We start from the raw sequence: 24,267 nt of genomic DNA, 5'->3' as shown, positions 1-24,267 counted from the left end.
GATATCACTATATTGTCAAGGCGATTTGCAGTGGTTAAGAGCAGGCAATTCGCGCAAGAAACCTGCAAGTTTTCGGCCCGTGTCGGCAATCCACAACTGAAGCGCTGGACAGATGCGGCCCTGTCCTTTACCTCTTGGCAATGGTCATACAATTGACGGGAGGCTAACATGTCGAGTGCTTTGACGATTCCTGATCTTGCCGGCAAGGCGGTGCTGATTACCGGGGCCTCGACCGGCATCGGTGCGGCCCTTGCAAAAGCGTTTGCCGCGCAGGGGGCACAGGTCGGCCTGCACTACAATTCCAGCGCCGAAGCGGCGCATGCTGTTGCCAAGGAGATCGAGGACGCTGGTGGCAGCGTCGTTCTGCTGCGTGGCGATGCGACCAACTCCGCCGACATGGCGCGGATCATCGAGGAAACGGTCAGGACGTTCGGCAAGCTTGAAGGCCTGATTAACAATGCCGGCGGCATGGTCGCCCGCGTGCTCTATGAGGACCTCACCGACGAACACTATGACAAGGTGATGGACCTGAACGGTCGCTCGGTTCTAGCGGCGACCACGGCCGCCATTCCTCATTTGAAGAAACAGGGCGGCTTCATCATCAACACCACCTCGATTGCGGCCCGCACCGGCGGCACGGCCGGCTCCGGCATCTATGGTTCGTCGAAGGCCTTCATCGCCGCCGTCACCAAGGGGTTGGCGCTGGAGCTCGGCAAGTTCGGCATCCGCGTCAACTCCATCGCGCCGGGCTTCATCCAGACGCCGTTCCAGGACCGCTATTCGCTGCCGAACCAGGGCGAGAGTGTCGCCAAGTCGGTACCGCTCGGCCGCGTCGGCACGCCGGAGGATTGCGCCGGCGCCTATCTCTTCCTGGCTTCCGACATGCTGTCGGGCTACATCACCGGCCAGATGGTCGACATCAACGGCGGCCAGGCTATGCCCTGACCGACTGATCAGCCCGCAGTGGTGGTCGCGGGCGGCGCTCCAGTGCAAAGTGGTACATAAGATCGGCGATCACCATTGCCATGCCAATTCAGAATTGATGGAGAAGTCGGATGCATGGCAGGCTCAATTGATTAGGACTAGGTTTTGGTCGCTCGGCTGCGCCTTTTCAAGTGACATCCAGGGTACGAAAGGAGGGGGCGTGATGGTTTCGTCGAATCCCGTTGCCGACGAACCCGCATCCTGTAATGTTATCGCGTCAGGAGCCTGAAAATGAAGCCCTCAACTGCCCTTGAAGGACGCAATCAAGCCGTACGAGATATTGTCCGCTCGCATAGGGCCAATAATCCGCGCATCTTTGGATCCGCGCTACGAGGTGATGATCGGGACGATAGCGATCTCGATATCTTGGTCGACCCCACGCCAGATATGACGCTGCTGGATATCGGTGCCATACGACATGAATTACGGCAGTTGCTCGGCGTTCCCGTCGATGTCGTGACCCCCAAGGCTTTGCCCGCCAAATTCCGGGATCGTGTCCTCGCAGAGGCTTTGCCTGTATGAGCAGCTTGGACGGGCGGCTTTCCGACTACCTCACGCATATAGAACAAGCGATTGCTCGCATCGACATTTATGTCAACAGGGCCGCAAAAGAGGATTTTCTGCGAAATCAGCTTTTGCAGGACGCGGTCATCCGAAATCTTGAAATCGTTGGAGAGGCGAGCCGTAATATCCTGCGAAGCTATCCGGAGTTCGCGGAAGCAAATTCCGGCTTACCGCTTAAAAGCGCTTGCGAAATGCGTAATGTCCTTGCGCACGGCTACTTCGAGGTCGATCTGGATATCGTCTGGCAAACGATTGTCAGGGATTTGCCGATGCTCGCAGAACAAATACGCCTCATTCTAGGAAAATTGGGCTCAAATCCCTGAACATTTGACGGCAAAAAAGTTGATTTTCGCAGCACGTTCTGCAAATCCAAACCCCAAGAAAACCGATCCCGAAGGAAAACATCATGTCAAACCCGGTGCTGGTCGAAGTCCTGCGTGGCAACCGCGTCGAGAGCGCCCATCGCGGCATGGCGGTGGTTGTCGATGGTGCCGGCAAGACGGTGTTTGCGGTTGGCGATGTCGATCGGCCGGTGTTTCCGCGTTCGGCCTGCAAGGCCATGCAGGCCTTGCCGCTGGTCGAGAGCGGCGCCGCGGATGCCTATGGATTCGGCAATAAGGAATTGGCGCTCGCCTCCAGCTCGCATTCCGGCGAGCCGGAGCATGTTGCGCTCGCTGCCTCTATGCTCAAGGCTGTCGGCCGGGGTGAGGCCGATCTCGAATGCGGCGCCCACTGGTCGTCCGAGCAGAAGGTGTTGATCGAACAGGCGCGCACGCTCGACACGCCCAACCAGCTTCACAACAATTGCTCTGGAAAGCATTCCGGCTTCATCTGCGCCTGCTGCCACAGGGGCAACGATCCCAAGGGCTATGTGACTTATGAGCATCCGCTGCAGGTGGAAATCCGCGACGCGATGCGCGACCTGACCGGCACGCTACTCGATCGCGACAATTGCGGTATCGATGGCTGCTCGATCCCGACCTATGCCGTCCCGCTCCGTTCGCTCGCCCACGGCTTTGCCAAGATGGCAACAGGCGAGGGGATTGGCGCCGAGCGCGCCAAGGCATCGCGTCGGATCATCGAGGCCTGCATGGCCGAGCCCTTCTATGTCGCCGGCAGCGGCCGCGCCTGCACGAAACTCATGCAGGCCGCCCCCGGCCGGATCTTTGCCAAGACGGGCGCCGAAGGCGTGTTCTGCGCCGCAATCCCCGAGCTTGGCCTGGCAATTGCGCTCAAATGCGAGGATGGCGCCACGCGCGCCGCCGAAAGCATGGTGGCAGCGGTACTCGCGCGTTTTTTCCGCGACGACGAAGCGCTGCATGACCGGCTGATGGGTTTTGCGAAACACACGTTCCGCAACTGGAACGGCATCGAGGTCGGCGCAATTCGACCAAGCGACGTACTGCTTTCTTAAACTTGTGCCAGATTGGATCACGATTCATTATTGGCCTGTGAGGAGCCATAATCCGGAAACCAGAGACGAAGGTGTTTCCGGACAATTGCAAAAGAATTGCTAATATATTTCCTGAGATTGCCGCGAATGCGTGAGCGGAAAACTAAGGGAGATGCAATTTCATGTATGCCGGGCGCTATCTGTGGTGGAATGCAGTCGCCAGCATGGCCTATATATTCTTCTCGATATACTTTTATTACCTGACATGGCTCGCCGTGCGTATGTCCGGATGTGCCGCGGTGGTTGGCAGTTGCGGCGAGCTTGATACCTGGCTCAACGGCGTCATCCGGCCCTATGGCATGCTCGCCTGCGGCGTCGTGGTGCTGGCCACCGGCGTCATGCGCATCCGCTTTCTCAGGATGAACCTGCTCTGGGTGCTGGCGCTGTTTGTCTGGTTTGGCGCTTCGGCGGAATATTTCTTCAATTTCGGTGATCTCTGGTTCGCCAATGTCGACATGCAGACTATACTCGAGGGCATGCCGATCGAGACGCTTTTCCTCGGCGTTCTCGTCGCCTTCCTCTGCTTTCCCGTCGAACTCTACAAGAAATCGCCCTCCGGTGCGCTCCGGCTGGTCTATTATGTCGCGGGGTTCACCGCCTCCTATTCCTTCTCGTTCACGATCGCCAATTCACCGAAGTCAGTTGCCTACGTGCAATTGCTCACCGGCTCTGACGCGATGGTGCTTGAGTTCGAGCATTTTCAGCAAAGGCTCCGGCAGCTCGTTTCGCTTGGTCATGACGGCTGGATGCCGATCCTGGTTGCCTTCGCGCTGTTCCTGGCATCGCTGAGCTATCTGATCGTGATGCGCAAGGCGCCGGGTGGCGCTCCGGCTGCCGCTGCCGCTTGAACGCTCACGCTGCGCACTGACTATCCAACAAAAAAGCCGCGGTTTTTCCGCGGCTTACATACTATCTCGCTCGGCTCTGGACCGGCTTGCGACTGGAAGGGATCAGCCCCTCGCGCTGCGCCTTCTTCTTGGCCATCTTGCGCGCTCGGCGAATGCCTTCGGCCTTTTCCCGCGCGCGGCGCTCGGAGGGCTTCTCATAGGCTGAGCGTGCCCTCATTTCGCGGAACACGCCTTCGCGCTGCATCTTCTTCTTCAGCACGCGGAGGGCTTGTTCGATATTGTTGTCCCTGACGATGACCTGCAATGTCGTTCCTTTCTCGGCCGCGGGCGGCCGAATGCTTGTTGTTCCCGGACGATCGAAAACAAAAAAGGCCGGAGGGGTAAGCCGGCCTTTCCCGTCATCCGCGCGAGCGCTGCCAGTACATCCGTGGTCAGTGGGGCTGATGACAAATCCACACGGTCCGGCGGGGTGAACCCGGGGGACCGCAGATCGAATTGTGTGGAGGTCAGAAGGGCTTGGGGAAGCCCTGGTGCAATTTCGATAGCACCTATATGGCTTTGAAAAATGTCATTTCAAGGGAAGTCGAAATGTTTTTAGGTGGCGATCGAGCTATCCCTTTGTCCGACAAGGCAAAAGGATAGCTCCGAATGCTCAAGCGATTGCCTTATGCGTTCGTGAAAATCTTCCAGCGCGTCGGCCGGAAGCGCACCTCTGCCCCGCGTTCCGCCGAGGCATGCAGCGGAATTTCCACCTCGATCAGGATAGGCGCATCGTCTGTCCCGACATTGACCTCAACGATACGCGTGCCGGCCAGCCGCCGCGACGTGGTCACGCGCCCGGTAATGCCGGCATGATTATCGGCCACGGTCTCGACATCGCCTGGCCGGAAGAACATCTGGCCAGCGCCATCCTCCGTGTGCAGGAGACCGGTCTTGGCGCCGGCGAAAAGAATGTCGCCATGGCTCATCGTCACCGGCAGGGAAACGCTGTCGCCGATAAACGAGAAGACGAAAGGCGAATTCGGCCGGTCATAGACATCGTCTGAGGAGCCGACCTGCTCGATCTTGCCCTGGCTCATCACCACGACGCGGTCGGCGAGTTCCAGCGCCTCCTCCTGGTCATGGGTGACGAAAATGGTCGTGTGGCCGGTGCGGTCATGAAATTCCCTGAGCCACTTGCGCAATTCCTTGCGGACCTTGGCGTCCAACGCGCCGAACGGCTCGTCGAGCAAAAGCACGCGCGGCTCGATCGCCATGGCGCGGGCCAGCGCCACGCGCTGGCGCTGGCCGCCGGAGAGCTGGTTCGGATAGCGCTTGTCGAGGCCGGTCAGCTGCACCATGTCGAGCAGTTCCAGCGCCCGTTTGCGGATCTCGGCCTTGGGAGGACGTGTCGCGTGCGGCCGGACGGTCAAGCCGAAGGCGATGTTGTCGAGCACGGTCATGTGCCGGAACAGCGCATAGCTCTGGAAGACGAAGCCGACATTGCGGTCCTGCACCGGCTTGTTGGAGGCGTCCTCGGCGCCAAAGAAGACGCGGCCGGCCGTCGGCCGTTCGAGGCCTGCGACCAGGCGCAGCAGCGTCGTCTTGCCCGAGCCGGAAGGGCCTAGCAGCGCGATAAGTTCGCCGGAGCGGATATCGAGCGACACGTCGTGCAGTGCCGGGTATCGGTCGAATTCCTTGCGGATATTTTCAATGCGAATTTCCATGGTCTTGAGACCTCAATGTTTGTTCGAGCCGGCGATGCCGTGCGAAAACCAGATTTCGAGCACAGTGCGGAGGACCAGCGTCAGAATGGCAAGAAGGGCGAGCAGCGAGGCGACGGCAAAGGCGCCGACGAGATTGTACTCATTATAGAGAATCTCGATATGCAGCGGCATCGTCGTCGTCAACCCGCGGATATGCCCGGAGACGACCGAGACGGCGCCGAATTCACCCATGGCACGGGCATTGCAGAGCAGCACGCCGTAGAGCAGGCCCCATCTGATGTTCGGCAGCGTCACGCGCGAAAATGTCTGCCAGCCATTGGCGCCGAGCGTGATCGCCGCCTCTTCCTCCGCCGTTCCCTGTTCCTGCATCAGCGGGATGAGTTCGCGGGCGACGAAGGGGAAGGTGACGAAGACCGTGGCGAGCACGATGCCGGGCACCGCGAAGAGCACCTCGACCCCGTGCGCCTTGAGCCAAGGCCCGAGCGCGCTGTTGGCGCCGAACAGCAGAACATAGACCAGGCCGGAAATCACCGGCGAGATCGAGAACGGCAGGTCGATCAGGGTGATCAGGAAGGTCTTGCCCTTGAAATCGAACTTGGCGATCGCCCAGGAGGCGGCGAGCCCGAACAGCAGATTGAGCGGCACCGCAATAGCGGCGACGAGCAGCGTCAGGCGGATCGCCGCCTGTGCGTCCGGATCGCTCAATGCCTCCATATAGGTGCCAAAGCCATGCCGAAAGGCTTCGACCAGGACAATGGCCAAAGGCAGGATGATGATGAGCACCAGATAGAGGCCGGCCGCCCCCATCAGTGCGATCTTGGCGCCGGGCGGTTCGGTGGTCGGCGAGCGCCATTTTTGAGCGTGGATGTCAGACACTCGCATATCTCCTCGTCCAGGCCTGCATCAGGTTGATGACCAGGAGCATCAGGAAGGCAACGACGAGCATGATCGTGCCGATGGCGGTCGCTCCGGCATAATTATACTCTTCGAGCTTGATGGTGATCAGCAGCGGCGCGATTTCGGAGACGTAGGGAATATTGCCGGCGATGAAGATCACCGAACCATATTCGCCCGCGGCGCGCGCGAAGGCGAGCGCAAAGCCGGTGAGCACGGCGGGCGTCAGGCTCGGCAGAATGACGCGCCGGATCGTGGCGAAGCGGGTGGCTCCGAGTGTCGCGGCGGCTTCCTCGACCTCGCGGTCGATCTCCTCGATCACCGGCTGCACCGTGCGCACCACGAACGGCAGGCCGATGAAGATCAGCGCCACGACGATACCGGCCGGTGTATAGGCGATCTTGATGCCGGCGAGCGCGAAGATCGAGCCGATCCAGCCGTTCTTGGCGTAAAGCGCGGCAAGCGCAATACCGGCAACAGCCGTCGGCAGCGCGAAGGGCAGATCGACGATCGCATCCACCAGCCGCTTGCCCGGAAACTGGTAGCGCACCAGTACCCAGGCGACGGGCACGCCGAAAACGACGTTAACGGCTGCGCCGATCAGGGCGCAGCCGAACGAGATTTCCAGCGCATGCAGCGTACGACGGTCAGAGAGCAATTGCTCATAGCCTGATATGCCGAGGCCGGCGGAGCGCACCACCATAGCGGCGAGCGGGATCAGGATGATCAGCGTCAGCCAGGTGACAGTAACGCCGAAACTGAGCCCGAAGCCCGGTATGACGCTATGCCTCCTGAAACCGATACGCTCGGTCAGAGGTTTGTTTGACATGGTATTCCCCGTTGAATTTGAGGCGGGAGAGCGGTGGCCCCATCTCTCCGAAATGCTTTTTTGTTTTTTCATTCAAAAGGGGCCGCGGCCGTTTTCGCACGCCGCAACCCCTTCATGCCGTCTCAATTCGAGATGGATATTAGCTTAGTTGGCCGGCTTGTAAATCTGGTCAAAGACGCCGCCGTCAGCGAAGTGCTCCTTCTGGACCTTCTTCCAGCCGCCGAATTGCGCATCGTCGACGGTGACGAGATTGATCTTCGGCGGTTGCCACGACCCTTCCACCGGCTTCAGCGGACGGTAGTGGTTGTCGGCGATGATCTTTTGGGCCTCTGGCGTATAGAGGAAGTTCAGGTAAGCTTCCGCCACTTTGCGGGTGCCCTTGGTGTCAACGACGGAATCGACGACCGCGACATTCGGCTGCGCCAGGATCGACAGGCTCGGCACGACGATCTCAAAACCGTCATCCTTGAATTCGGCCTGCGCCAGATAGGCGTCATTTTCCCAGGAGAGCAGCACGTCGCCGATCTGACGCTCGGCAAAGCTGGTCGTTGCGCCACGTGCGCCGCTGTCGAGCACCGGAGCGCGCTTGTAGAGCTCGGTAATATAGGCCTTCACCTTGCCCTGGTCGCCGTTATATTCCTTGTTGGCCCAGGCCCAGGCGGCGAGATAGTTCCAGCGCGCGCCGCCGGATGTCTTGGGGTTCGGCGTCACGATCTGAACGTCGCCCTTGACCAAGTCGCCCCAGTCCTTGATGCCCTTTGGATTGCCCTTGCGGACGAGGAAGACAATGGTCGAGGTATAGGGTGCCGAATCGTTCGGCAGTCGGCTCTTCCAGTCGGCCTTGATCTTGCCGGCCTTGGCGATGGCGTTGATATCGGCTTCCAGCGCCAGCGTCACGACATCAGCTTCAAGGCCGTCGATGACCGACCGCGCCTGCTTGCCCGAGCCGCCATGCGACTGCTGGATGGCAAGATCCTCGCCGGTCTTGGCCTTCCAATCCTTGATGAAGGCAGCGTTGATCGCCTTGTAGAGCTCGCGTGTCGGGTCATAAGAGACATTGAGCAGCGTTGTCGCCGAATAGGCCGGCAGGACAGACGTGACGGCGAGTGCGGCGCCGAGCACGGCGGCGCCGATGCTTTTGACGACGGCACGCCGATTGAATGCAGAAACCATTGGGTCACCCTCCTAATTGGTTAATGCCTAAACTCTATCTTCTAGGTAGACTATGTCAATAACATCGATTTAAAAGAAAAATCTGCGCCACGAAACTGCGCGGTTGTGGAATGTAGGGCGGCGATTTCAGGCTTGTTGCGCAACAGAAAGCGCCTGAAAGACGCATAGGACGAAAGAAAATTTCTCTGTCTTGTGGATGAACTCTATCAATTTTATAGATTTTTGACGACCATATCCAGCCAGCGTCGACATCTTCGCGGGGCGCGCTATCATGAATTATTGCACATATCATGCACCTTTTTCACACAATCTGGAAGCCTGAGAGATATTTGCTCTTCAATCACGCTGCCGGGAAATCCGTTTCCTGTCCTCCTATGGCCGAACCTGCGATATTGCCGGCCATCAGGACACAGGACATTCGCAATGAACATGATCAATCTTTCCGCCGAGGCCGAGTCGCTCAATGAGCGTATGGCGAGCCTTTCTTTGGCGGAGCGGCTGGCGCTGGCTGCCAATCTCGGTGGGCGCGTGGTGTTCACCACCAGCCTCGGCATCGAGGATCAGGTGATCACCCATTTCATCGGCCAGAACCGTTTCGACATCGATGTCGTGACGCTGGAGACCGGCCGGCTGTTCGCCGAGACGGTGCAGCTGATCGCCGACACCGAAGAGCGTTACGGCATGACGATCAAGCGCTATTTTCCGGAACAGGCCGATATCGACACCTATGCCGCGCAATATGGCATGAACGGTTTCTATGACAGCGTTGAGGCCCGGCATGCCTGTTGCGGTGTCCGCAAGGTCAAGCCGCTGGCCCGCGCACTGTCTGGCGCTTCGGTCTGGGTGACCGGCCTGCGCCGCGGCCAGTCCGGCAACCGCGCCGACACGCCCTTCGTCGAGTTCGATGCCGAGCGTGGCATGCTCAAGGTCAATCCGCTTGCCGACTGGTCGATCGAAAAGATCAATGCCCTGGTCGAGAGCGACGCCGTGCCGATCAATCCGCTGCATGCGCGCGGTTATCCGTCGATCGGTTGCGAACCCTGCACCCGCGCCATCAAGCCCGGCGAACCCGAACGCGCCGGCCGTTGGTGGTGGGAAAACGACGAGAAGCGCGAATGCGGCCTGCATGTGCCGGAAGCCGCACTTCCCTCGCTCGATTCCAGCTCGCTTTAACTTTCCATAGTTGCCCTCACCCTAACCCTCTCCCCGCAGGCGGGGAGAGGGAACTTGCTCCGAATTTGCCTCCCCTTACATGTGCGGTTTGGGATGTCGGACGAGGGCAGGGCACAACGGAACAAAGGAACACTCCGGCCGACCCGGAAGTCAGGAATAAAATGTCTCCCCAGTCTGAATTCGATGCTCATATCAAGGACGCTGCCCAGCGCCCGCCGCTCGATCCGCATCTGAAGGCGCTCGAAAACGAAGCCATCCACATCTTCCGCGAAGTGGCTGGCGAATTCGAGCGTCCGGTCATGCTCTATTCGATCGGCAAGGATTCTTCCGTCCTTCTGCATCTGGCGCGCAAGGCCTTCTATCCCGGTCGCGTGCCGTTCCCGCTGCTGCACATCGACACCGGCTGGAAGTTCAAGGAAATGATCGCCTTCCGCGACAAGATGGTGGCCGATTACGATCTCGACCTCGTCGCCTATACCAATCCGCGCGGCAAGACCGAGAACGTCACGCCCTTCACCCATGGCTCGGCGCTCTATACCGACATCATGAAGACCGAGGCTCTGCGTCAGGCGCTCGACATGGGCAAGTATGACGCGGCCTTCGGCGGCGCCCGCCGCGACGAGGAAGCGTCGCGTGCCAAGGAACGTATCTATTCCTTCCGTACCTCGGATCATCGCTGGGATCCGCGCAACCAGCGCCCGGAACTCTGGAACGTCTATAACGGCCTGATCCGCAAGGGCGAGAGCGTTCGCGCCTTCCCGCTATCGAATTGGACCGAAGTCGACATCTGGCGCTACATCCAGGCAGAAAACATCCCGATCGTGCCACTCTACTACGCCGCCAAGCGCCCGATCGTCGAGCGCGACGGCATGATGATCCTCGCCGAGGACGAGCGGCTGGAACTGCTGCCAGGCGAGGTCAAGCGCGAGGAAATGGTGCGTTTCCGCACGCTCGGCTGCTTCCCGCTCACCGGCGCAATCCGCTCGAATGCCACGACGATGGACGACATGATCGCCGAACTCGAAACCGCCACCGTCTCCGAACGCCAGGGTCGCGCCATTGACCGCGACCAGGCCGGCTCGATGGAAAAGAAGAAGCGCGAAGGATATTTCTGAGATGACCACTGCTACCAATCTCGCCGAGCAGCAACTGCTGGCTTCGGACGCCCAGAAAGTCACGCGCGATTCCCGCCCGCTACGCCTCATAACCTGCGGCTCTGTCGACGACGGCAAGTCGACCCTGATCGGCCGCCTGCTTTGGGACACCAAGGCGGTCAAGGAAGACCAGGCCGCGGCACTGAACCGCGATTCCGGCAAGCAGAACGATCTCGGCCTGCCCGATTTCGCGCTACTGCTCGATGGACTGCAGGCTGAGCGCGAGCAAGGCATCACCATCGATGTCGCCTACCGCTATTTCGCCACCGACAAGCGCTCCTTCATTGTTGCCGACACGCCCGGCCATGAGCAGTACACCCGCAACATGGCCACCGGCGCCTCGACCGCCGATCTTGCCGTTCTGCTCGTCGATGCCCGTGCCGGCATCCTTGAACAGACCCGTCGGCACGCGACCATTGCCACGTTGATGGGCATCAAGCAGTTCGTGCTTGCCGTCAACAAGATCGACCTCGTCGGCTATTCGAAGGAGCGTTTTGACGAACTCTCCCACGAATTCCGCGAGATCGCGCTGTCGCTCGGCGTACGCCAGGTGACCGCCATTCCCGTTTCCGCGCTGAAGGGCGAGAATGTCGTCTATGACGGCCGCGCCTCCATGCCCTGGTATGACGGCCCGACCATTGTCGAGACGCTGGAAAAGGCAACGGTTCGCTCGGCCCAGGCCACCGGCTTCCGCATGAGCGTCCAGCGTGTCTCGCGCCCCGGCGAAAGCTTTCGCGGTTATCAGGGCACGGTGTCGGGCGGCGCGGTCAAGCCGGGCGATTCGATCATCGTGCTGCCCTCGGGCATGATCGCCAATGTTGCCAAGATCGTCACTTTCGACCTCGTCCGCAATGCTGCCGTAGCCGGTGATGCGGTGACGCTGGTGCTCGACCGGCAGGTTGACATTGCCCGCGGCGACCTGATCGTCTCGATCGACGCCCAGCCGATGCAGGGCCTCGCCTTCGAAGCCCAGCTCGTGGCGTTGCAGCCCGACGGCATCGAGCCGGGCAAGCGCTACTGGCTGAAATCCGGTTCGCGCCGCCAGCGCGTGCTGGTCGAGCCGGCGCAGCAGCTCGATCTGAAATCCGGCAAGTGGAACCCGGCCGAGCGTCTGCCGATGAACGGCATCGGCAAGGTGCGCCTCTCCTTCGAGGAGCAGGCGGTGTTCGACACCTATGAGCAGAACCGCTCGACCGGCGCCTTCATCCTGATCGATCCCGACACCAACAATACGGTGGCCGGCGGCATGATCACCGGCAAGCGCAACACGCTTTCCTCGATCCATGGCGACGATGCCCGCGTGGTCCTGTCGCTCCCGGCCGACCTCGCCGATCAACTGATGAGCGGCGAACTCTTCGCCGCCCGCCGCGATGAGGTGGACATCCGCCGCGTTTCTGCCGGCAAGGCGCGCGAAATCATCGACGGCATAGACGAATGATCGTTGTGCGGGAGAGGGGATATATTCTCTCTCCCACACTGCTCTCCACGCATCCATATCAGTCGCGATGACAACCTGTGCGATGTTGTCTCGGCGTTGCTGCCCAAAGATAACCAATTGTAAATTGCGAAACACTGATAAATTTCTATAGAAATCGGAAATTTAAAGTATTTTTCATAATTTAGACTGTCACGCTGTTCTAAATCTTCGTTCTTGCTAATATCCCTCCAGTTTAATTTCACGATAGGGTGCCCTGTGGCGAGCCGCATGGCGGGAGGGCATGATGGCGGTTTCGCTTCCTACGGATGACTTGTTCAGCCAGCAATGGTACCTGCATAACACTGTGACCGGCCAGTGCGACCTCGATGTCGTCAGCGTCTGGAATGACTACACCGGCAAGGGTGTCAAGGTCATGGTCATGGACAACGGCTTCGATCACGAGCACGTCGATCTCAAGCCGAATTACGATTTCACCGACAGCTACGACTACGGTGCTGGCGACACCGACGCGGCACCGGACGACAACGACTATGCCGCAGAAGGCGTAACCGACGATCATGGCACCGCCGTGATGGGCATTATCGGTGCCGCGCGCAACGGCGTCGGCGTCGTTGGCGCCGCCTATGAGGCCACTTTGGTCGGCGCCAGCATCCGATATGAGGATACCCCCGACGATTGGGCTTCCAAATATGACCACGCGCTCAGCGATGCCGTCTCGGAAGGGGTGGGTGTCATCAACATGAGCTTTGGCGGCGCATCGGATTACGATAACTATGACGGGCAGACGAACATCGCCAGCGAAATGGCGGCGGTGCAGGATGCGGTAGACCACGGTCGCGACGGTCTGGGGATCGCGCTCGTCAAATCCGCGGGCAACAGCCGCTCGTACGATATCGACGTCAATCACAATCAGGACGATAACAACACGAACCAGATCATCGTTGCCGCGGTGAACAATGACGGCTTCGTGTCGAACTACAGCAGCTATGGAACGCCGATCCTGATTTCCGCCTTCGGCTCTCCATCAGGCAGCCTTGGCGGAGGCGCTTCCATTGTGACGACCGATCGCACGGGGACGGCCGGCTACAGCGCCGGCGACTATGACACAGCCTTTAACGGCACGTCTGCTGCGGCGCCGCAGGTCAGCGGCATCGTTGCCTTGATGTTGCAGGCCAATCCGGGCCTCGGCTGGCGTGATATTCAGACGATCCTGGCGGATACCGCTCGTCATGTCGGATCGGTGGTCGATGGAACGACCATTGCTTATGATGGGGTGACACGTTTTGAGAAGCATGCCTGGAACTGGAATGACGCCACCAATTGGAACGGCGGCGGCATGCATTACAACGAGGATTACGGCTACGGTCTCGTCGATGCGCGGGCGGCCGTCAGGCTGGCTGAAAACTGGAACGCCGTTTCCACTTCCGATAATCAGAAGTCGGCCAGCGTAACGCTCCTCGACACCGCCACGCCAGTGCCTGACGATAATACGGATGGCCTCGTCTTGACCCCTGCCGCGATGACGAAATCGATCAATGTCGAGCGCGTCACCGTGTCGATGGATATCGACAGCCAGTGGGTTCCGGACCTCGCCGTCTATCTTACCGGCCCGGATGGGCACAAATATGCGCTCTCAGTCAATCAGAGCTCTGGTGACGGTGCCTATACCGGCACATTCACCTATCACAGCCAGGCCTACCGCGGCATGCTCAGCACAGCGGGGGACTGGACTGTTCAGTTAGTTGACAACGCCAACCTGAACTACACGACGACGATATCGAATGTAACGGTCACCGCCTATGGATCGGCTGTCTCCAAAGCCAACACTTATGTCTATACCGACGAGTTTTCTGACTCCGTTGCCGATGGTTCGCATTCGCATTCGGCAAATCTCAAAGACACCAATGGCGGTGTCGACACCCTGAATGCCGCGGCGGTCGCCACCGGCTCGACCGTTGACCTCTCCAAGGGCACCGGCATGATCGACGGCGTGGCGATGAAGATTTCCGGCATCGAAAATGTCGATGGCGGCGATGGCAAGGATCAACTTACCGGCAGCAAGGGCGCCAATATCCTCAGCGGCGGCCGTGGTGCAGATGCACTGGCCGGTAGTGGTGGCAGCGACGAATTCCTCTACCATACCGTCGCGGACTCCCTTGATGGCAAGGGTCATGACACGATCAGCGATTTCATCAAGGGCGACATTATCGACCTTTCCGACATCGACACCAAATCAAAGGACGGCGACCAGGCATTCAGCTTCATCGGCGGCAAGGCCTTTTCCGGCAAGGCCGCCCAGCTCGACGTTGACCTGGTCGACAAAAAGGGCACGGTCCATGACGTCACCCTCGTCTATGCCGATCTCGATGGAGACAAGGCGCCCGATTTCGAGATCCAGCTCAATGGCCTGCACACGCTGACGAAGGGTGATTTTATCCTCTGAGAGCTGCGGCTTGAGGCACCAAAGCAAAGGCGCGCCCTTGAAGGAGCGCGCCAAAATCAACTTCTTTGTTTCGTGGGCGTGCTGGCGTTACGCCCAGCCTCACCGTTCCAGCATCGACTTGCCGAAATAGCTCGTCAGCGGCCGGATCAGGTAGTCGAACGGAGTGCGCTCGGTCGTCTTGATGAAGGCTTCCACCGGCATGCCCGGAATGATCTCCGCATTGGTGCCTAGGTATTTCTCCTCACCCGGCAGGATGCTGATCGACACCTGGTAGAAACTCTGGCCGGTGCGCTCATTGGTGATGATGTCGGCCGAGACGCGTTTGACCACCCCCTTGAGATCGGGCGTATGGCGATGGTCGAAGCTGTTGAAGCGGATGATCACCGGCGTGTTGAGATGCACCTGATCGATCTGCGACGGCGGCACCTGGACGCTGACGACGAGCTTCACATTGTCGGGCACGATCTCCATCATCGGCTCGGCGGCGCGGATGACCTGACGGACCGCATGCACCTGCATGTTGAAGACATGTCCCTCCATCGGTGCCGTGACCAAGACACGCGATAGCGTCGCGAGCGTGGAAATGCGGCGCTCCCTGAGTTCCGCGGCCTTGGCATCGGTATCGGCAAGTTCCTTGATCGCATCTTCGCGCATCTGGGCGCTGACATTGATGATCGCCGATTCCATTTCGGCGATGCGCGCCTTGGCTTCGGCGATAGAGGATTCCGATTCGCTGATATTGCCTTCAGCTTGTGCCGCGTCACGCTGCAGCGAGATCACCCGGCTCTTCTGCGTCAGGCCCTGTTGCAGCAGGGCTTGCTGGCCGCTGAGGTCGGAATTGATCAGCGTCAGCTGGTTCTTGAGCGCACCGATACGAGCATCGAGACCGTCGATCTGCTTCTGGATCTGCGCCTTGCGCTCCTGCAACTGGGCGATCTGCTTGTCGCGGGTCATGCGACGGGCGAGCAAGAGATCGGCTTGGCCGCGCATGATTTCAGCCGCGGTAGGGTCGGTCTTCGCCCGCGCAACGAGTTCGGGATCGAAGCTCGCCTGTGGTGTTTCATCCTGCTCGGCGATCAGCCGTGCGCGCGTCCCGAGAAGCGGGAAAAGCTGGCTTTCGATGACGGCGAGCTCGGCCTTGTCGAATGTGTCGTCGAACACGACCAGCGTCTGGCCAGCCTTGACCGGGTCGCCTTCCTTGACCAGAATCTGGCCGACGACGCCGCCGACGGCATGTTGCACGACCTGGCGCTTGGTTTCGACTTCGATGACGCCGCTGCCGACCACTGCGCCGGCCATCTCGGTAAAGACCGACCACGAGCCAAGTCCGAGCACCAGCAAGGCGAGGGTGACGAACCCCATGATCAGATAGCGCCGCGAGCTCAACACCTTGATCTGCTGCTTTTTGGGCGCAGGCAAGGCGCCATAGGTCGGTTGGGTGAGTGTCATTGGCCACTCCCTTCTTTCAACTGTGGTTCGGGACCATCAGCGGCGGTCGCATCGCTGCTGTCATCCGTCTTCGTCTCGCCCTCATGCTGACTTTGATCCGTCAGCTTTTTGGGCGGCGCGCCGAGGCCGCGCGGGGCGCCGCCGGCGAGCAGGCCGGTGCCGAGCAGGCCCGGTAGCGGCGAAGCGCCACCGGTCGGTGCATTGCCAGGCGTTGGCGCAGGACCTGCCGGTCGCGGGGGATGCGGTGTCGGCGCCTGCGGGCCGGAGCCCTGCGGCGGCTGGGCCGGACCCGAGGGGCCGGCAACCTGTGGCGGCTGCTGTGGCTGTCCGCCGGTCGTGCCAATCGCCTGGTAATTTTTGAGATGCTGCTTCAGCACTTCGTCGCGCGGTCCGAAAGCAACGCGATTGCCGCCTTCGAGGATGAGGATCAGGTCGCATTCCTCGATCGCGGCTGGCCGATGCGCCATGATGACGACCGACCGGCCGTCCTTCTTGGCGTTGCGGATGGCGACATTGAGCGCTGCCGAGCCTTCGGCGTCGAGATTGGCGTTCGGTTCGTCGAGCACCAGGATGACCGGGTCGCCATAGAGCGCGCGGGCGAGGCCGATGCGCTGTTTCTGGCCGCCGGACAGCCGCTGGCCTTGCGCCGGCAGCTTCGTGTCGTAGCCGTTACCGAGCCTGAGCACCAGGTCGTGGGCCGCCGCCTTCTGGGCGGCGGATACGACCTTTTCGGAATCCGGTTCAAGCGACAGGCGGGAAATGTTCTCGGCGATCGTGCCTTCGAACAGGGCCACTTCCTGCGGCAGGTAGCCGACATAGTTGGCGAGGTCGTCAACGCTATACTGTTCGATCGATGCGCCGTCGAGCCTGACACGTCCGGCCTGGATCGGCCAGACGCCGGTCAGCACGCGTGCCAATGTCGATTTGCCGGAACCCGATTGGCCGATGACGCCGAGCGCCTGGCCGGGAGGCAGTTCGAAAGAAAGATTGCGCAGCGTCGGAATCCGTTCGCCCGGCGGTACGACGGAAATGTTCTGCACTTCCAGGATGGCGCGCGGCCGGGGCAGGGTGGTGCGGGGCGCTTCCGGCGGCACCTTGCTGAGCACGTCCGAAAGGCCTTTCCAGCCCTGCCGGCCGCGCTGGATCATCGACCACTGGGCGATCATGGTCTCGATCGGCGACAATGCGCGACCGATGATGATCGAGCTCGCCAGCATCGCGCCCGAACTGATGTGGCCCTGGATAGCCAGCCAGGCGCCCATGCCGAGAATGGCGGACTGCAGGAAAATGCGGAACGTCTTCGATGTGATCGAATAGAAGCCGTTATTGTCGCTGTAATGGAGGTTGGCGACCAGCGTGTCCTCGCGCAGCGATTTCCAGCGGATGGCGGTGGCGCCGCGCATGCCCAGCGCACGCACAGTGTCGGCCTCGCGCTGCAGCGTCGAGGTCATTTCTTCCGAAAGGCGCGTGGTGTTCATCGCCCTTTCCTGATCGCCCTTGGTGCCGTTCTGGTTGAGCCAGGTGAGGCAGATCAGGATCGCACCGCCGGCGACGCCGAGAATGCCCATATAGGTGTGGAAAATGAAGATGATGAGGACGAAAACCGGCGTCCAGGGAATGTCGAACACGGCAAAGGCGGCCGGTGACGAGATGACGCGCTGAACCGAATCGAGGTCGCGCATGGCAGTCGCGGTATTAACGCCTTGCGCCGCCAGCATGGTCCGGTCGGTGACGATGCGGAAGACGCGCGTTTCAAGGGATGCCTGGAAACGTGAGCCGATCCGCGCCGCAAGCCGGCCGCGGGCATGATCCAGTACGCCCATGATCGCATACATCATCACTAGCAGGATGGTCAGCACCACCAGTGTCGGCTCGGACCGGCTGGTGAGCACGCGGTCATAGACCTGCAAGCTGTAGAGCGATCCGGTCAGCACGAGCAAGTTCACGAAGAACGAGAATATGCCGATGGAGATAAAAGCGAAGCGGCTTTCTGACAGAGCGGCGCGCAGTTCTTCCACACCGTTTTTTTTCGGAGCAGGGTTCACCTCAGCCTCTTATTTTGTTCATGAGTAGATTTTCGCAATTGCCTATCGCCAGTTCATCCTGCCTTTTGCCGGTGCAGAAAGCCTGAAAACGATGCATGCTATGTTTATACGGCAATACTCTTGATTACGACAGACAATCAATAGGAAAACCGCCACGCGTCTTTACAAACAGCCAACAGGTCAGCTTCGCGCCATCCTTGCGCCGTCGTCATTTGAAGGCCGTCCGGGCCTGGCCCATCCTGGCATTCGCCGGCAAATCGCAACGAGCGTTAACCTTATCGCGGCTGTCGCGCGATGCGACAAATTGCCTGATCGGGTTTCCTAATCCCTCGCTGTCGGCAACAGAGCCATCGATGCCGCATCGATGCGGGTGAGTGCTCCTGCCGGACAGCCACGCTACCCCAAAAACTAAGGGGGAAAATCTACCCCTTTTCAACGGCTCGGTTTTGAATACTTATGGAGAGGCGGGGTCCACGGGGCGTGAACCAGCGCGGACCGACGCATTCGACAGGCTGAGGGAAACGAACGATGTCTGTTCACACATCGGCTCATAGTCCGGGCGTGTTCCTTCCGGAGGAACTCGGCATGCTGCGGGCGCTCATGGACGAGATGCGCGAAGAAGATGGTTTTCCGCGTGCGCCAGCCGACGAAGAGCGCCTTGCCGCTTTTCTGCTGAAGACTTACGATCGCGGCGTGACATGCAGGGCAAAGCTGAAAGCCTATTGTAGTGTTGCGCTCAAGCTCTATTTTCGCGAAGGCTCCGGCATCGATACGGAAATCGCACCGCTCAGGGAACCACGGCGGCGCAGTGACGGTTGATCCGGCAAAACCTGGAGCCGGACAATGAGCAACCGCAGGACAGCAAAATCGCAAGACGATCCCATTGGATGCGAGCAGCCCGCGCAATCCGGTCTTCCCGACATCCATGGTGACCCCGGTGTGGGTGGTCTGCTCGCCGACCCGCAAGTGCCTGCCGCTCCACGCACACAGCGCCCGGCCGCCGCTGGCTCCGCCTCTCCCGACCCGGAACCGCCAAAGGCGCATGGCGACTGGCTGCCGACCCACAAATCGCTTGGCCGCCCCGCCCGCTGAGCACGAGCTTGACGGGCCTCTTGTTTCGACCTTCCGGCGGTCCGTGGCCTAATTTGCCCGTTCTTGCGCGCTTTCTCCACGCCCATGAGCCCCGAGGCTGTGGAAAGCCCTCAGCCTTGCATGAATTTCCATTATCGACACCTCGATTCATTCCATCTGCAAAAAAATGGGGATAGTATAAATTTGATAATTCTCAATTCAAAACACCTCTTGGCGGGAGCAGTGTATGCCGGCATCGTATGGGGGACTGGCCGAGAGCGCGGGTGGGGCGATCTGGCCTTCACCGCGCCACCGGAAGAAATGTGTTGTGAATAGAGCAGGGCTTGCATCCGCCGGCATGCGCGTGTCGTGTTTCCACCGGGTGTCGGCATGCTGCGCCGAACGCCTGTTCAACACTGAAGACCCACTTCTCCGCGACAGCAATGGCCTCGCGAGAGAGGTGTCGCATGCGTGATGCCCCAGCGCGTGTCCTGATCGTAGAAGACGAGGCGTTCGTCGTCATGCTGATCGAGGACATGCTTGCCGAACTGGGCTTCGAGATCGCCGGCATTGCCTCGCGCGTGGCAGCCGCGCTGCCGCTGGTTGCGACGCTGGATTTCGACCTGGCAATTCTCGACGTCAATCTCAACGGCGAAATGTCGTTCCCTGTGGCTGATGCGATCGCCGGAAAGGGCGTGCCCTATCTGTTCGCCACCGGCTATGGCAGACCCGCGATCGCTACCGAGCATGCGCATCGGCCGGTCATCAAGAAGCCGTTCTCGATCCAGGACCTCGGTTCAGCCATCAAGGCGGCGCTTTCGGGCGGCTCGGCAATGCAGGAAGCGTGAGGGGTCTAGGCGGCGCCTGTTGTCTGCGCCAGGCGAACACGTGCCATCGGCGTCGTCAGCGTAAAGATCACGCCACTCTCGGCATACGAAGTCTCGACCTCCGCCTCCAATTCGTAACCGAGCACCCGCTCGATCATCTTCGACCCGAAGCCGAGCTTGTCGGGCGAAGTCACCGGCGGTCCTCCGGTTTCGGTCCAGACCAGCCGCAACATTTCGTTGTCCGCTTCCCCTTCATTGTCGATCGACCATTCGACCGTGATCTTTCCGGTCGACGTTCGGAGCGCTCCGTATTTCACGGCGTTGGTGCAGAGTTCGTGCAACGCCATGCTGATCGACAACACGCCCTTGGCCTTGACCTGGAAATTCGGGCCGCGCACCGTAAACTGCGTCGCCTTGTCGCCGGCAAACGGGCGGATCGCCGACTCCACCATGTCGCGCATTCCAGCGGACTGGCCGTCATCCCGCATCAGAAGGCCATGCGCCTCGCTGAGTGCATTCAGTCGTTTGGTGAATACTTTCACGGTCTCGTCGCCCGTGCCTTCGGATCTGAGCGTCTGCCGGGCCACCGACTGAACGGTTGCCAGGAGGTTCTTGATGCGATGGTCCAATTCATGGACGAGAAGTTCGCGCCGCTCTTCGGCCGCCGCCGCCGCGAGCCGTGCGGCGACCAGTTCGGACAGGAAACCGTCGATGGCTTTGCCGACGATGCCAAGTTCGCCGCTTGTCTCGCTCATCCCCGTGCGCGCCGCGCCGTTACCGGCCCGCCAGGCCGCGATCGTGCTGGTCAGCGTCCGAACCGGCCGGCGGATCAGTTCGGTGCTCGTGACCCACGCCAGAACGAAGGAGAGCAGCAAGCTGGCGACGATGATGGCAAGGCCGATCGAGCCGGCTTCGTGGATTGTGGCATAGGCTTCCTCGGTGGATATGCCGGCAGTAACGAAGAGGCCAGGTGCCAGGTTTGGCGCTGCTGGATAATAGGAGTAGATGCGCTCGATGCCGTCCCGTCCCGTCGTCGTCATCGTTCCGGGTTCCCCGGCGGCGAGAAGCGCCCGAAACTGGGCAGAGACCTCACGGCCGACATAGCCGGGGGCTTCGGGCACGCGCGCGATGACGATGCCGGTGCTGTCGACGATGGCAAGCGTGCGGTTCTTGGCGAAACCACGCTCGCCCATGCGCCGCCTGAGCCAGTTGAGGCTCAGCCCGCCGACGACCATACCCGATATCTGCGCATCGTCGCCGCGGATCGGCAGTGCCATCGGCAACATCGGCTCCTTCGTCAGACGGCCGACCATGTAGCCGCCGAGGGTGAAACCACCTTTCTCCACGGCCTCCTTGAAATAGGGCCGGTTGCCGATCGAAGTGCCGAGACTCTCTTCACGCAGCGAACAGGTGATCATGCCCCGCCTGTCCGTCACCGCGAGGCTGGAAAATTGTGGCAGGCGCGCGCCGGCGGCACGAAGATAGCTGAGACAGGCGGCGCTGTCTGGCCCCCGCACCACCGGAGCAACCGAAAGCGCGATGAGCACGTTTTCTGCACCGCCGACGATCCGCTCCAATTCGAGTGCAGTCAACTGCGCCGTCTGCTGTGCTGCGGAATGAATCTCGCCGTCCCGGGCGGACTGGATCGCATAAAAGTTGTAGAACAGCGCCATCGTCGCCGGCAGTAGCGCCACCAGCGTCAATAGAAACAACCGTCTGGAAAGCTTGCCTAATCCCACTGCGATCCCCGATGTCGGCGCGGAATGTGACACCAGCGGATCGTAAAATCAACGGCAAGTCGCAGCTCTATCGATCACAAAAGATCGACCAAACTCATGAGCGCGCGCTCTTGAAGTTGTTGAGCGAAGAAGTTCGCTCGCGCCTGAGATTGCGGGAGGCGTTGCCCGTCTGCACTCGCTATTGAAGTCCGTTGGCCTTCACGAAGGACCGCATGCTCTAAACCCGTTTTTCTTTCCGCCTTCCCCAACTCCGCTCCGTCGGAGATGGCTTAACTGGCTGTCGCTTGCTCCTCCAGGATCGATAGCCCCATGCGGTATTTGCTGCCATCGGCGCCACTGCGTTCCGTCTGCTGCAAATTGTCCTTGAGGTCGGCGCGCTTCACCGGCCGCGCCAGTGGGTCGGCGACCGCCCGGCGCACGAAATCGGCATAATCCTCGCCGTTGCGCTTCGTCATGGCATCGACGGCCTCGACCACGGCCGGAGGAAAGCCCTCTTTGGCGAGCCGATCCAGGCTCCAGCCATCTGCCTTCTCAACGACATCGTGCAAATAAGCGACCATCTTCTGGTCGCGGCCGCCGACCTGTTCGGCGACCCGCCGCAAATGGTCGCTGAACGGATGGCCTGTCTTGTCCAGCTGACCGCGATGGGCCGCCACCGCGATCTCTTCGGCTTTCCTCAGAAGGTCATTGTGCATCGCTCTTCGCCTCGCCGATCTTCGTCTCCGCAGGATCGAAACGTGCTTCGCTCCAATCCGGTTCCCAGCCGAAGACGCTTCGGCCGCCGAAGGATGCCGATCGCTCGAACTCACCGGCGACGAATTCCTTGAGGTCAGGGCCGGTCACATAGTGTTCGATCTGTCGCGACTGATCGTCCAGCCGCTTCAGGGCCTGCAACTCCTCATCGCGGCCCAACCGTCCCTTTCGGACGGCCGATCGCATGGTGCGGATCGTCTCGTCATAGACCTTGATCGGCACGGGAAACGGATGTCTGTCCTTGCCGCCATGGGCAAGTGAGAAGCGCGCCGGATCGGAAAAGCGGCAAGGCGCTCCGTGTATCACCTCGGCGACCATGGCGAGCGCTTTGACCGTGCGTGCGCCGACGCCAGGCACCAGCAGCAGTTCCTCGAAATCGGCCGGCCCGCGATCGGCCGCGGCGGCCAGGTTGCCGCGCAGGCGGCGCATGTTGACATCTTCCTGCCTGACATCGTGATGTGCAGGCATGATCAGATGCGGCAGAAAACCCTGTTGCGGCGGCGCGACCGGTTTGCCTTCCACCGTAGCCAGTTCCCGGACAATGCCGTCAGGGCCGAGGCTGGCCAGCAGGTCCAGCTGGCCCGTCCGGGAAGGTGCTGCGCGGCGGTCTGTGAGATTGACGATCTCACCCTGCTGGTGGCCCTCGATGGCTGCATGTGGGGAGTCGACGAAGCTTTTCAGCCCTTCCGACAGCCAGTGATAGCGCCGCGCCTGCCTGAGATCCTCGTTCATGCCCTGCTGGACCACCACCCACTTGCCGTCATCGGCGACGATGAAGCCGTGCAGGTAGAGTTCGAAACCATCCTGCACCGCGGCGCTGTCAACCTTTGCGACCAGGCGGCTGGTGCGGGCCAACGCAGTCCCATCGACGCCCGTGCGCTCACCGACACCGACCAGCTCGTCCGGCGTCTTGCGCGACTGCGCCCCGCGGCCGCCGCAGACATAAAGGCCAAGCTCTCGCGACAGCGGCGGCAGGCCGCGTTTCAGCGCCCCGAGCACGCTTGTCGTGATGCCGGAGGAATGCCAGTCCATGCCCATCACTGCGCCGAAGGACTGGAACCAGAAGGGATGCGCCAGCCGCCGCAGGAATTCGTCGCGGCCGTAGTCCTGCACGATCGCTTCGGCGATCAGCACGCCGAGGCGTGTCATCCGATCCCCGAGCCAGCGCGGCACGCGACCGCCATGCAAGGGAAGATCGGCGCTGCCTGTCCTTTGTGTCATGTTCTCAATTTGTTCTTTTGTTGAGAAAAGTCAAGTATTATCGCGCCTTGGAGCGGAACGGATTGGGCATAAGCCCGTTAACCGGACAAATCTGAGGACGCCATGCAAACCAGTCGCGTTGAAGCGGCGGCATGGATTGTCCGCGCGACGGAACAACCGGTCTGGCGGAGGGAGGAGCCGGACGGTACCGCCCACTACCGCGGCCGAGACCATTTCCGCATATCCGCAGCCCGAGTGCCTCATGCCCAGATTCTATCTCCATATAGTCGACGGCGCGACGATCATCGAGGATCCTGACGGCAGCGAACTGCCCGATCTTGATGCAGCGATCGCCGAAGCGCTGCAATCCGCGCGCCACCTGCTTGCCGACAGGGTGAGGGCGGGGGACGTCGTCGACGGCCAGAAATTCGAGATTCGAGACGGTCACGGCGCACTGCTGGCAACCGTTGCCTTCCGAGATGCAATCCGGTTTTCCTGAGCATGGTGCAGAGTCTGCCGCGCGA

23 protein-coding genes are annotated in these 24,267 nt (G+C 60.7%); 13 read left to right on the top strand and 10 right to left on the bottom strand.

Features of this window, described 5'->3' with window-relative positions:
* The first annotated feature begins 168 nt into the window (after positions 1-168).
* From AC1DYF_RS26505 to AC1DYF_RS26485, 5 genes are all read left to right on the top strand, one after another.
* Positions 169-945, top strand: coding sequence for an SDR family NAD(P)-dependent oxidoreductase (locus AC1DYF_RS26505; protein WP_477880055.1), 777 nt, complete (start codon positions 169-171; stop codon positions 943-945).
* Between the two features lie 270 nt (positions 946-1,215).
* Positions 1,216-1,506: a nucleotidyltransferase family protein gene (locus tag AC1DYF_RS26500; protein WP_477880053.1), complete on the top strand. Its 291-nt coding sequence runs from the start codon at positions 1,216-1,218 to the stop codon at positions 1,504-1,506.
* A complete protein-coding gene (locus AC1DYF_RS26495; protein WP_477880051.1) occupies positions 1,503-1,871 on the top strand; it encodes a HepT-like ribonuclease domain-containing protein in 369 nt (122 codons plus the stop codon). The genes AC1DYF_RS26500 and AC1DYF_RS26495 overlap by 4 nt, the downstream gene beginning before the upstream one ends.
* Positions 1,872-1,954: 83 nt before the next feature.
* A complete protein-coding gene (locus tag AC1DYF_RS26490) occupies positions 1,955-2,962 on the top strand; it encodes an asparaginase (RefSeq protein WP_477880049.1) in 1,008 nt (335 codons plus the stop codon).
* Positions 2,963-3,123: 161 nt separating this feature from the next.
* Complete coding sequence (locus tag AC1DYF_RS26485) at positions 3,124-3,849, top strand: hypothetical protein (protein WP_477880047.1); 726 nt, start codon at positions 3,124-3,126, stop codon at positions 3,847-3,849.
* A gap of 61 nt (positions 3,850-3,910) precedes the next feature.
* Here AC1DYF_RS26485 and rpsU read toward each other — a convergent pair whose 3' ends face one another.
* From rpsU to AC1DYF_RS26460, 5 genes are all read right to left on the bottom strand, one after another.
* Positions 3,911-4,153, bottom strand: a complete 243-nt coding sequence (gene rpsU, locus AC1DYF_RS26480; protein ID WP_477880046.1) for a 30S ribosomal protein S21 — start codon at positions 4,151-4,153, stop codon at positions 3,911-3,913.
* Between the two features lie 361 nt (positions 4,154-4,514).
* Positions 4,515-5,555 carry a sulfate/molybdate ABC transporter ATP-binding protein gene (locus AC1DYF_RS26475; protein ID WP_477880044.1) on the bottom strand — a complete coding sequence of 347 codons (1,041 nt, stop codon included), beginning with the start codon at positions 5,553-5,555 and terminating at the stop codon, positions 4,515-4,517.
* Positions 5,556-5,567: 12 nt separating this feature from the next.
* Positions 5,568-6,437 carry a sulfate ABC transporter permease subunit CysW gene (gene cysW / locus AC1DYF_RS26470; protein ID WP_477880042.1) on the bottom strand — a complete coding sequence of 290 codons (870 nt, stop codon included), beginning with the start codon at positions 6,435-6,437 and terminating at the stop codon, positions 5,568-5,570.
* Entirely contained in the window at positions 6,424-7,278 is an 855-nt protein-coding gene (cysT, locus tag AC1DYF_RS26465) for a sulfate ABC transporter permease subunit CysT (protein WP_477880040.1), read from the bottom strand. Before cysT ends, cysW begins: the two co-directional genes overlap by 14 nt.
* A gap of 144 nt (positions 7,279-7,422) precedes the next feature.
* Complete coding sequence (locus AC1DYF_RS26460) at positions 7,423-8,451, bottom strand: sulfate ABC transporter substrate-binding protein (RefSeq protein ID WP_477880038.1); 1,029 nt, start codon at positions 8,449-8,451, stop codon at positions 7,423-7,425.
* A gap of 423 nt (positions 8,452-8,874) precedes the next feature.
* On the opposite strand from AC1DYF_RS26460, the gene AC1DYF_RS26455 reads away from it, so the two are divergent.
* The 4 genes from AC1DYF_RS26455 (at position 8,875) to AC1DYF_RS26440 (ending at position 14,659) form a co-directional block, all read left to right on the top strand.
* Positions 8,875-9,624, top strand: coding sequence for a phosphoadenylyl-sulfate reductase (locus AC1DYF_RS26455; protein WP_477880037.1), 750 nt, complete (start codon positions 8,875-8,877; stop codon positions 9,622-9,624).
* Positions 9,625-9,785: 161 nt separating this feature from the next.
* Positions 9,786-10,739, top strand: a complete 954-nt coding sequence (cysD, locus tag AC1DYF_RS26450) for a sulfate adenylyltransferase subunit CysD (protein ID WP_477880035.1) — start codon at positions 9,786-9,788, stop codon at positions 10,737-10,739.
* Position 10,740: 1 nt separating this feature from the next.
* Positions 10,741-12,216 (top strand): sulfate adenylyltransferase subunit CysN, encoded by a 1,476-nt coding sequence (gene cysN, locus AC1DYF_RS26445; protein ID WP_477880033.1) that lies wholly within the window; start codon positions 10,741-10,743, stop codon positions 12,214-12,216.
* 283 nt (positions 12,217-12,499) lie between these two features.
* Positions 12,500-14,659: a S8 family serine peptidase gene (locus tag AC1DYF_RS26440; RefSeq protein ID WP_477880032.1), complete on the top strand. Its 2,160-nt coding sequence runs from the start codon at positions 12,500-12,502 to the stop codon at positions 14,657-14,659.
* 99 nt (positions 14,660-14,758) lie between these two features.
* On the opposite strand, the gene AC1DYF_RS26435 is transcribed toward AC1DYF_RS26440, so the two are convergent.
* Positions 14,759-16,108, bottom strand: a complete 1,350-nt coding sequence (locus tag AC1DYF_RS26435) for an HlyD family type I secretion periplasmic adaptor subunit (RefSeq protein ID WP_477880030.1) — start codon at positions 16,106-16,108, stop codon at positions 14,759-14,761.
* Positions 16,105-18,153, bottom strand: a complete 2,049-nt coding sequence (locus AC1DYF_RS26430) for a type I secretion system permease/ATPase (protein WP_477880028.1) — start codon at positions 18,151-18,153, stop codon at positions 16,105-16,107. Before AC1DYF_RS26430 ends, AC1DYF_RS26435 begins: the two co-directional genes overlap by 4 nt.
* Positions 18,154-18,681: 528 nt before the next feature.
* Between AC1DYF_RS26430 and AC1DYF_RS26425 the strand changes: the two genes are divergently transcribed.
* The 3 genes from AC1DYF_RS26425 (at position 18,682) to AC1DYF_RS26415 (ending at position 20,072) form a co-directional block, all read left to right on the top strand.
* Positions 18,682-18,972 (top strand): hypothetical protein, encoded by a 291-nt coding sequence (locus AC1DYF_RS26425; protein ID WP_477880026.1) that lies wholly within the window; start codon positions 18,682-18,684, stop codon positions 18,970-18,972.
* 24 nt (positions 18,973-18,996) lie between these two features.
* Positions 18,997-19,245, top strand: coding sequence for a hypothetical protein (locus AC1DYF_RS26420; RefSeq protein ID WP_477880024.1), 249 nt, complete (start codon positions 18,997-18,999; stop codon positions 19,243-19,245).
* A gap of 446 nt (positions 19,246-19,691) precedes the next feature.
* Positions 19,692-20,072 (top strand): response regulator, encoded by a 381-nt coding sequence (locus AC1DYF_RS26415; RefSeq protein ID WP_477880022.1) that lies wholly within the window; start codon positions 19,692-19,694, stop codon positions 20,070-20,072.
* Between the two features lie 5 nt (positions 20,073-20,077).
* Here AC1DYF_RS26415 and AC1DYF_RS26410 read toward each other — a convergent pair whose 3' ends face one another.
* The 3 genes from AC1DYF_RS26410 to AC1DYF_RS26400 form a co-directional block, all read right to left on the bottom strand.
* Positions 20,078-21,790 carry a sensor histidine kinase gene (locus AC1DYF_RS26410; RefSeq protein WP_477880020.1) on the bottom strand — a complete coding sequence of 571 codons (1,713 nt, stop codon included), beginning with the start codon at positions 21,788-21,790 and terminating at the stop codon, positions 20,078-20,080.
* A 269-nt stretch (positions 21,791-22,059) separates the two neighbouring features.
* A complete protein-coding gene (locus tag AC1DYF_RS26405; RefSeq protein WP_477880019.1) occupies positions 22,060-22,485 on the bottom strand; it encodes an HD domain-containing protein in 426 nt (141 codons plus the stop codon).
* Positions 22,475-23,764, bottom strand: a complete 1,290-nt coding sequence (locus AC1DYF_RS26400) for a DUF763 domain-containing protein (RefSeq protein WP_477880017.1) — start codon at positions 23,762-23,764, stop codon at positions 22,475-22,477. Before AC1DYF_RS26400 ends, AC1DYF_RS26405 begins: the two co-directional genes overlap by 11 nt.
* A 241-nt stretch (positions 23,765-24,005) precedes the next feature.
* On the opposite strand from AC1DYF_RS26400, the gene AC1DYF_RS26395 reads away from it, so the two are divergent.
* On the top strand, positions 24,006-24,242 hold the full coding sequence (locus AC1DYF_RS26395) for a DUF6894 family protein (RefSeq protein ID WP_477880015.1): 237 nt from the start codon (positions 24,006-24,008) through the stop codon (positions 24,240-24,242).
* Positions 24,243-24,267: the final 25 nt, after the last annotated feature.

It is taken from the genome of Rhizobium sp. P2_G9, from assembly GCF_056403475.1.
This window is presented reverse-complemented; position numbering and strand designations above follow the sequence as displayed.

Coding starts and splice junctions, on each gene's coding strand:
- cysN (WP_477880033.1), top strand. CDS start 10,741: ATGACCACTGCTACCAATCTCGCCGAGCAGCAACTGCTGGCTTCGGAC.
- AC1DYF_RS26425 (WP_477880026.1), top strand. CDS start 18,682: ATGTCTGTTCACACATCGGCTCATAGTCCGGGCGTGTTCCTTCCGGAG.
- AC1DYF_RS26485 (WP_477880047.1), top strand. CDS start 3,124: ATGTATGCCGGGCGCTATCTGTGGTGGAATGCAGTCGCCAGCATGGCC.
- AC1DYF_RS26420 (WP_477880024.1), top strand. CDS start 18,997: ATGAGCAACCGCAGGACAGCAAAATCGCAAGACGATCCCATTGGATGC.
- AC1DYF_RS26405 (WP_477880019.1), bottom strand. CDS start 22,485: ATGCACAATGACCTTCTGAGGAAAGCCGAAGAGATCGCGGTGGCGGCC.
- AC1DYF_RS26475 (WP_477880044.1), bottom strand. CDS start 5,555: ATGGAAATTCGCATTGAAAATATCCGCAAGGAATTCGACCGATACCCG.
- AC1DYF_RS26415 (WP_477880022.1), top strand. CDS start 19,692: ATGCGTGATGCCCCAGCGCGTGTCCTGATCGTAGAAGACGAGGCGTTC.
- AC1DYF_RS26400 (WP_477880017.1), bottom strand. CDS start 23,764: ATGACACAAAGGACAGGCAGCGCCGATCTTCCCTTGCATGGCGGTCGC.
- AC1DYF_RS26460 (WP_477880038.1), bottom strand. CDS start 8,451: ATGGTTTCTGCATTCAATCGGCGTGCCGTCGTCAAAAGCATCGGCGCC.
- AC1DYF_RS26490 (WP_477880049.1), top strand. CDS start 1,955: ATGTCAAACCCGGTGCTGGTCGAAGTCCTGCGTGGCAACCGCGTCGAG.
- AC1DYF_RS26395 (WP_477880015.1), top strand. CDS start 24,006: ATGCCCAGATTCTATCTCCATATAGTCGACGGCGCGACGATCATCGAG.
- AC1DYF_RS26495 (WP_477880051.1), top strand. CDS start 1,503: ATGAGCAGCTTGGACGGGCGGCTTTCCGACTACCTCACGCATATAGAA.
- AC1DYF_RS26435 (WP_477880030.1), bottom strand. CDS start 16,108: ATGACACTCACCCAACCGACCTATGGCGCCTTGCCTGCGCCCAAAAAG.
- AC1DYF_RS26500 (WP_477880053.1), top strand. CDS start 1,216: ATGAAGCCCTCAACTGCCCTTGAAGGACGCAATCAAGCCGTACGAGAT.
- AC1DYF_RS26455 (WP_477880037.1), top strand. CDS start 8,875: ATGAACATGATCAATCTTTCCGCCGAGGCCGAGTCGCTCAATGAGCGT.
- cysW (WP_477880042.1), bottom strand. CDS start 6,437: ATGCGAGTGTCTGACATCCACGCTCAAAAATGGCGCTCGCCGACCACC.
- AC1DYF_RS26440 (WP_477880032.1), top strand. CDS start 12,500: ATGGCGGTTTCGCTTCCTACGGATGACTTGTTCAGCCAGCAATGGTAC.
- cysT (WP_477880040.1), bottom strand. CDS start 7,278: ATGTCAAACAAACCTCTGACCGAGCGTATCGGTTTCAGGAGGCATAGC.
- cysD (WP_477880035.1), top strand. CDS start 9,786: ATGTCTCCCCAGTCTGAATTCGATGCTCATATCAAGGACGCTGCCCAG.
- AC1DYF_RS26505 (WP_477880055.1), top strand. CDS start 169: ATGTCGAGTGCTTTGACGATTCCTGATCTTGCCGGCAAGGCGGTGCTG.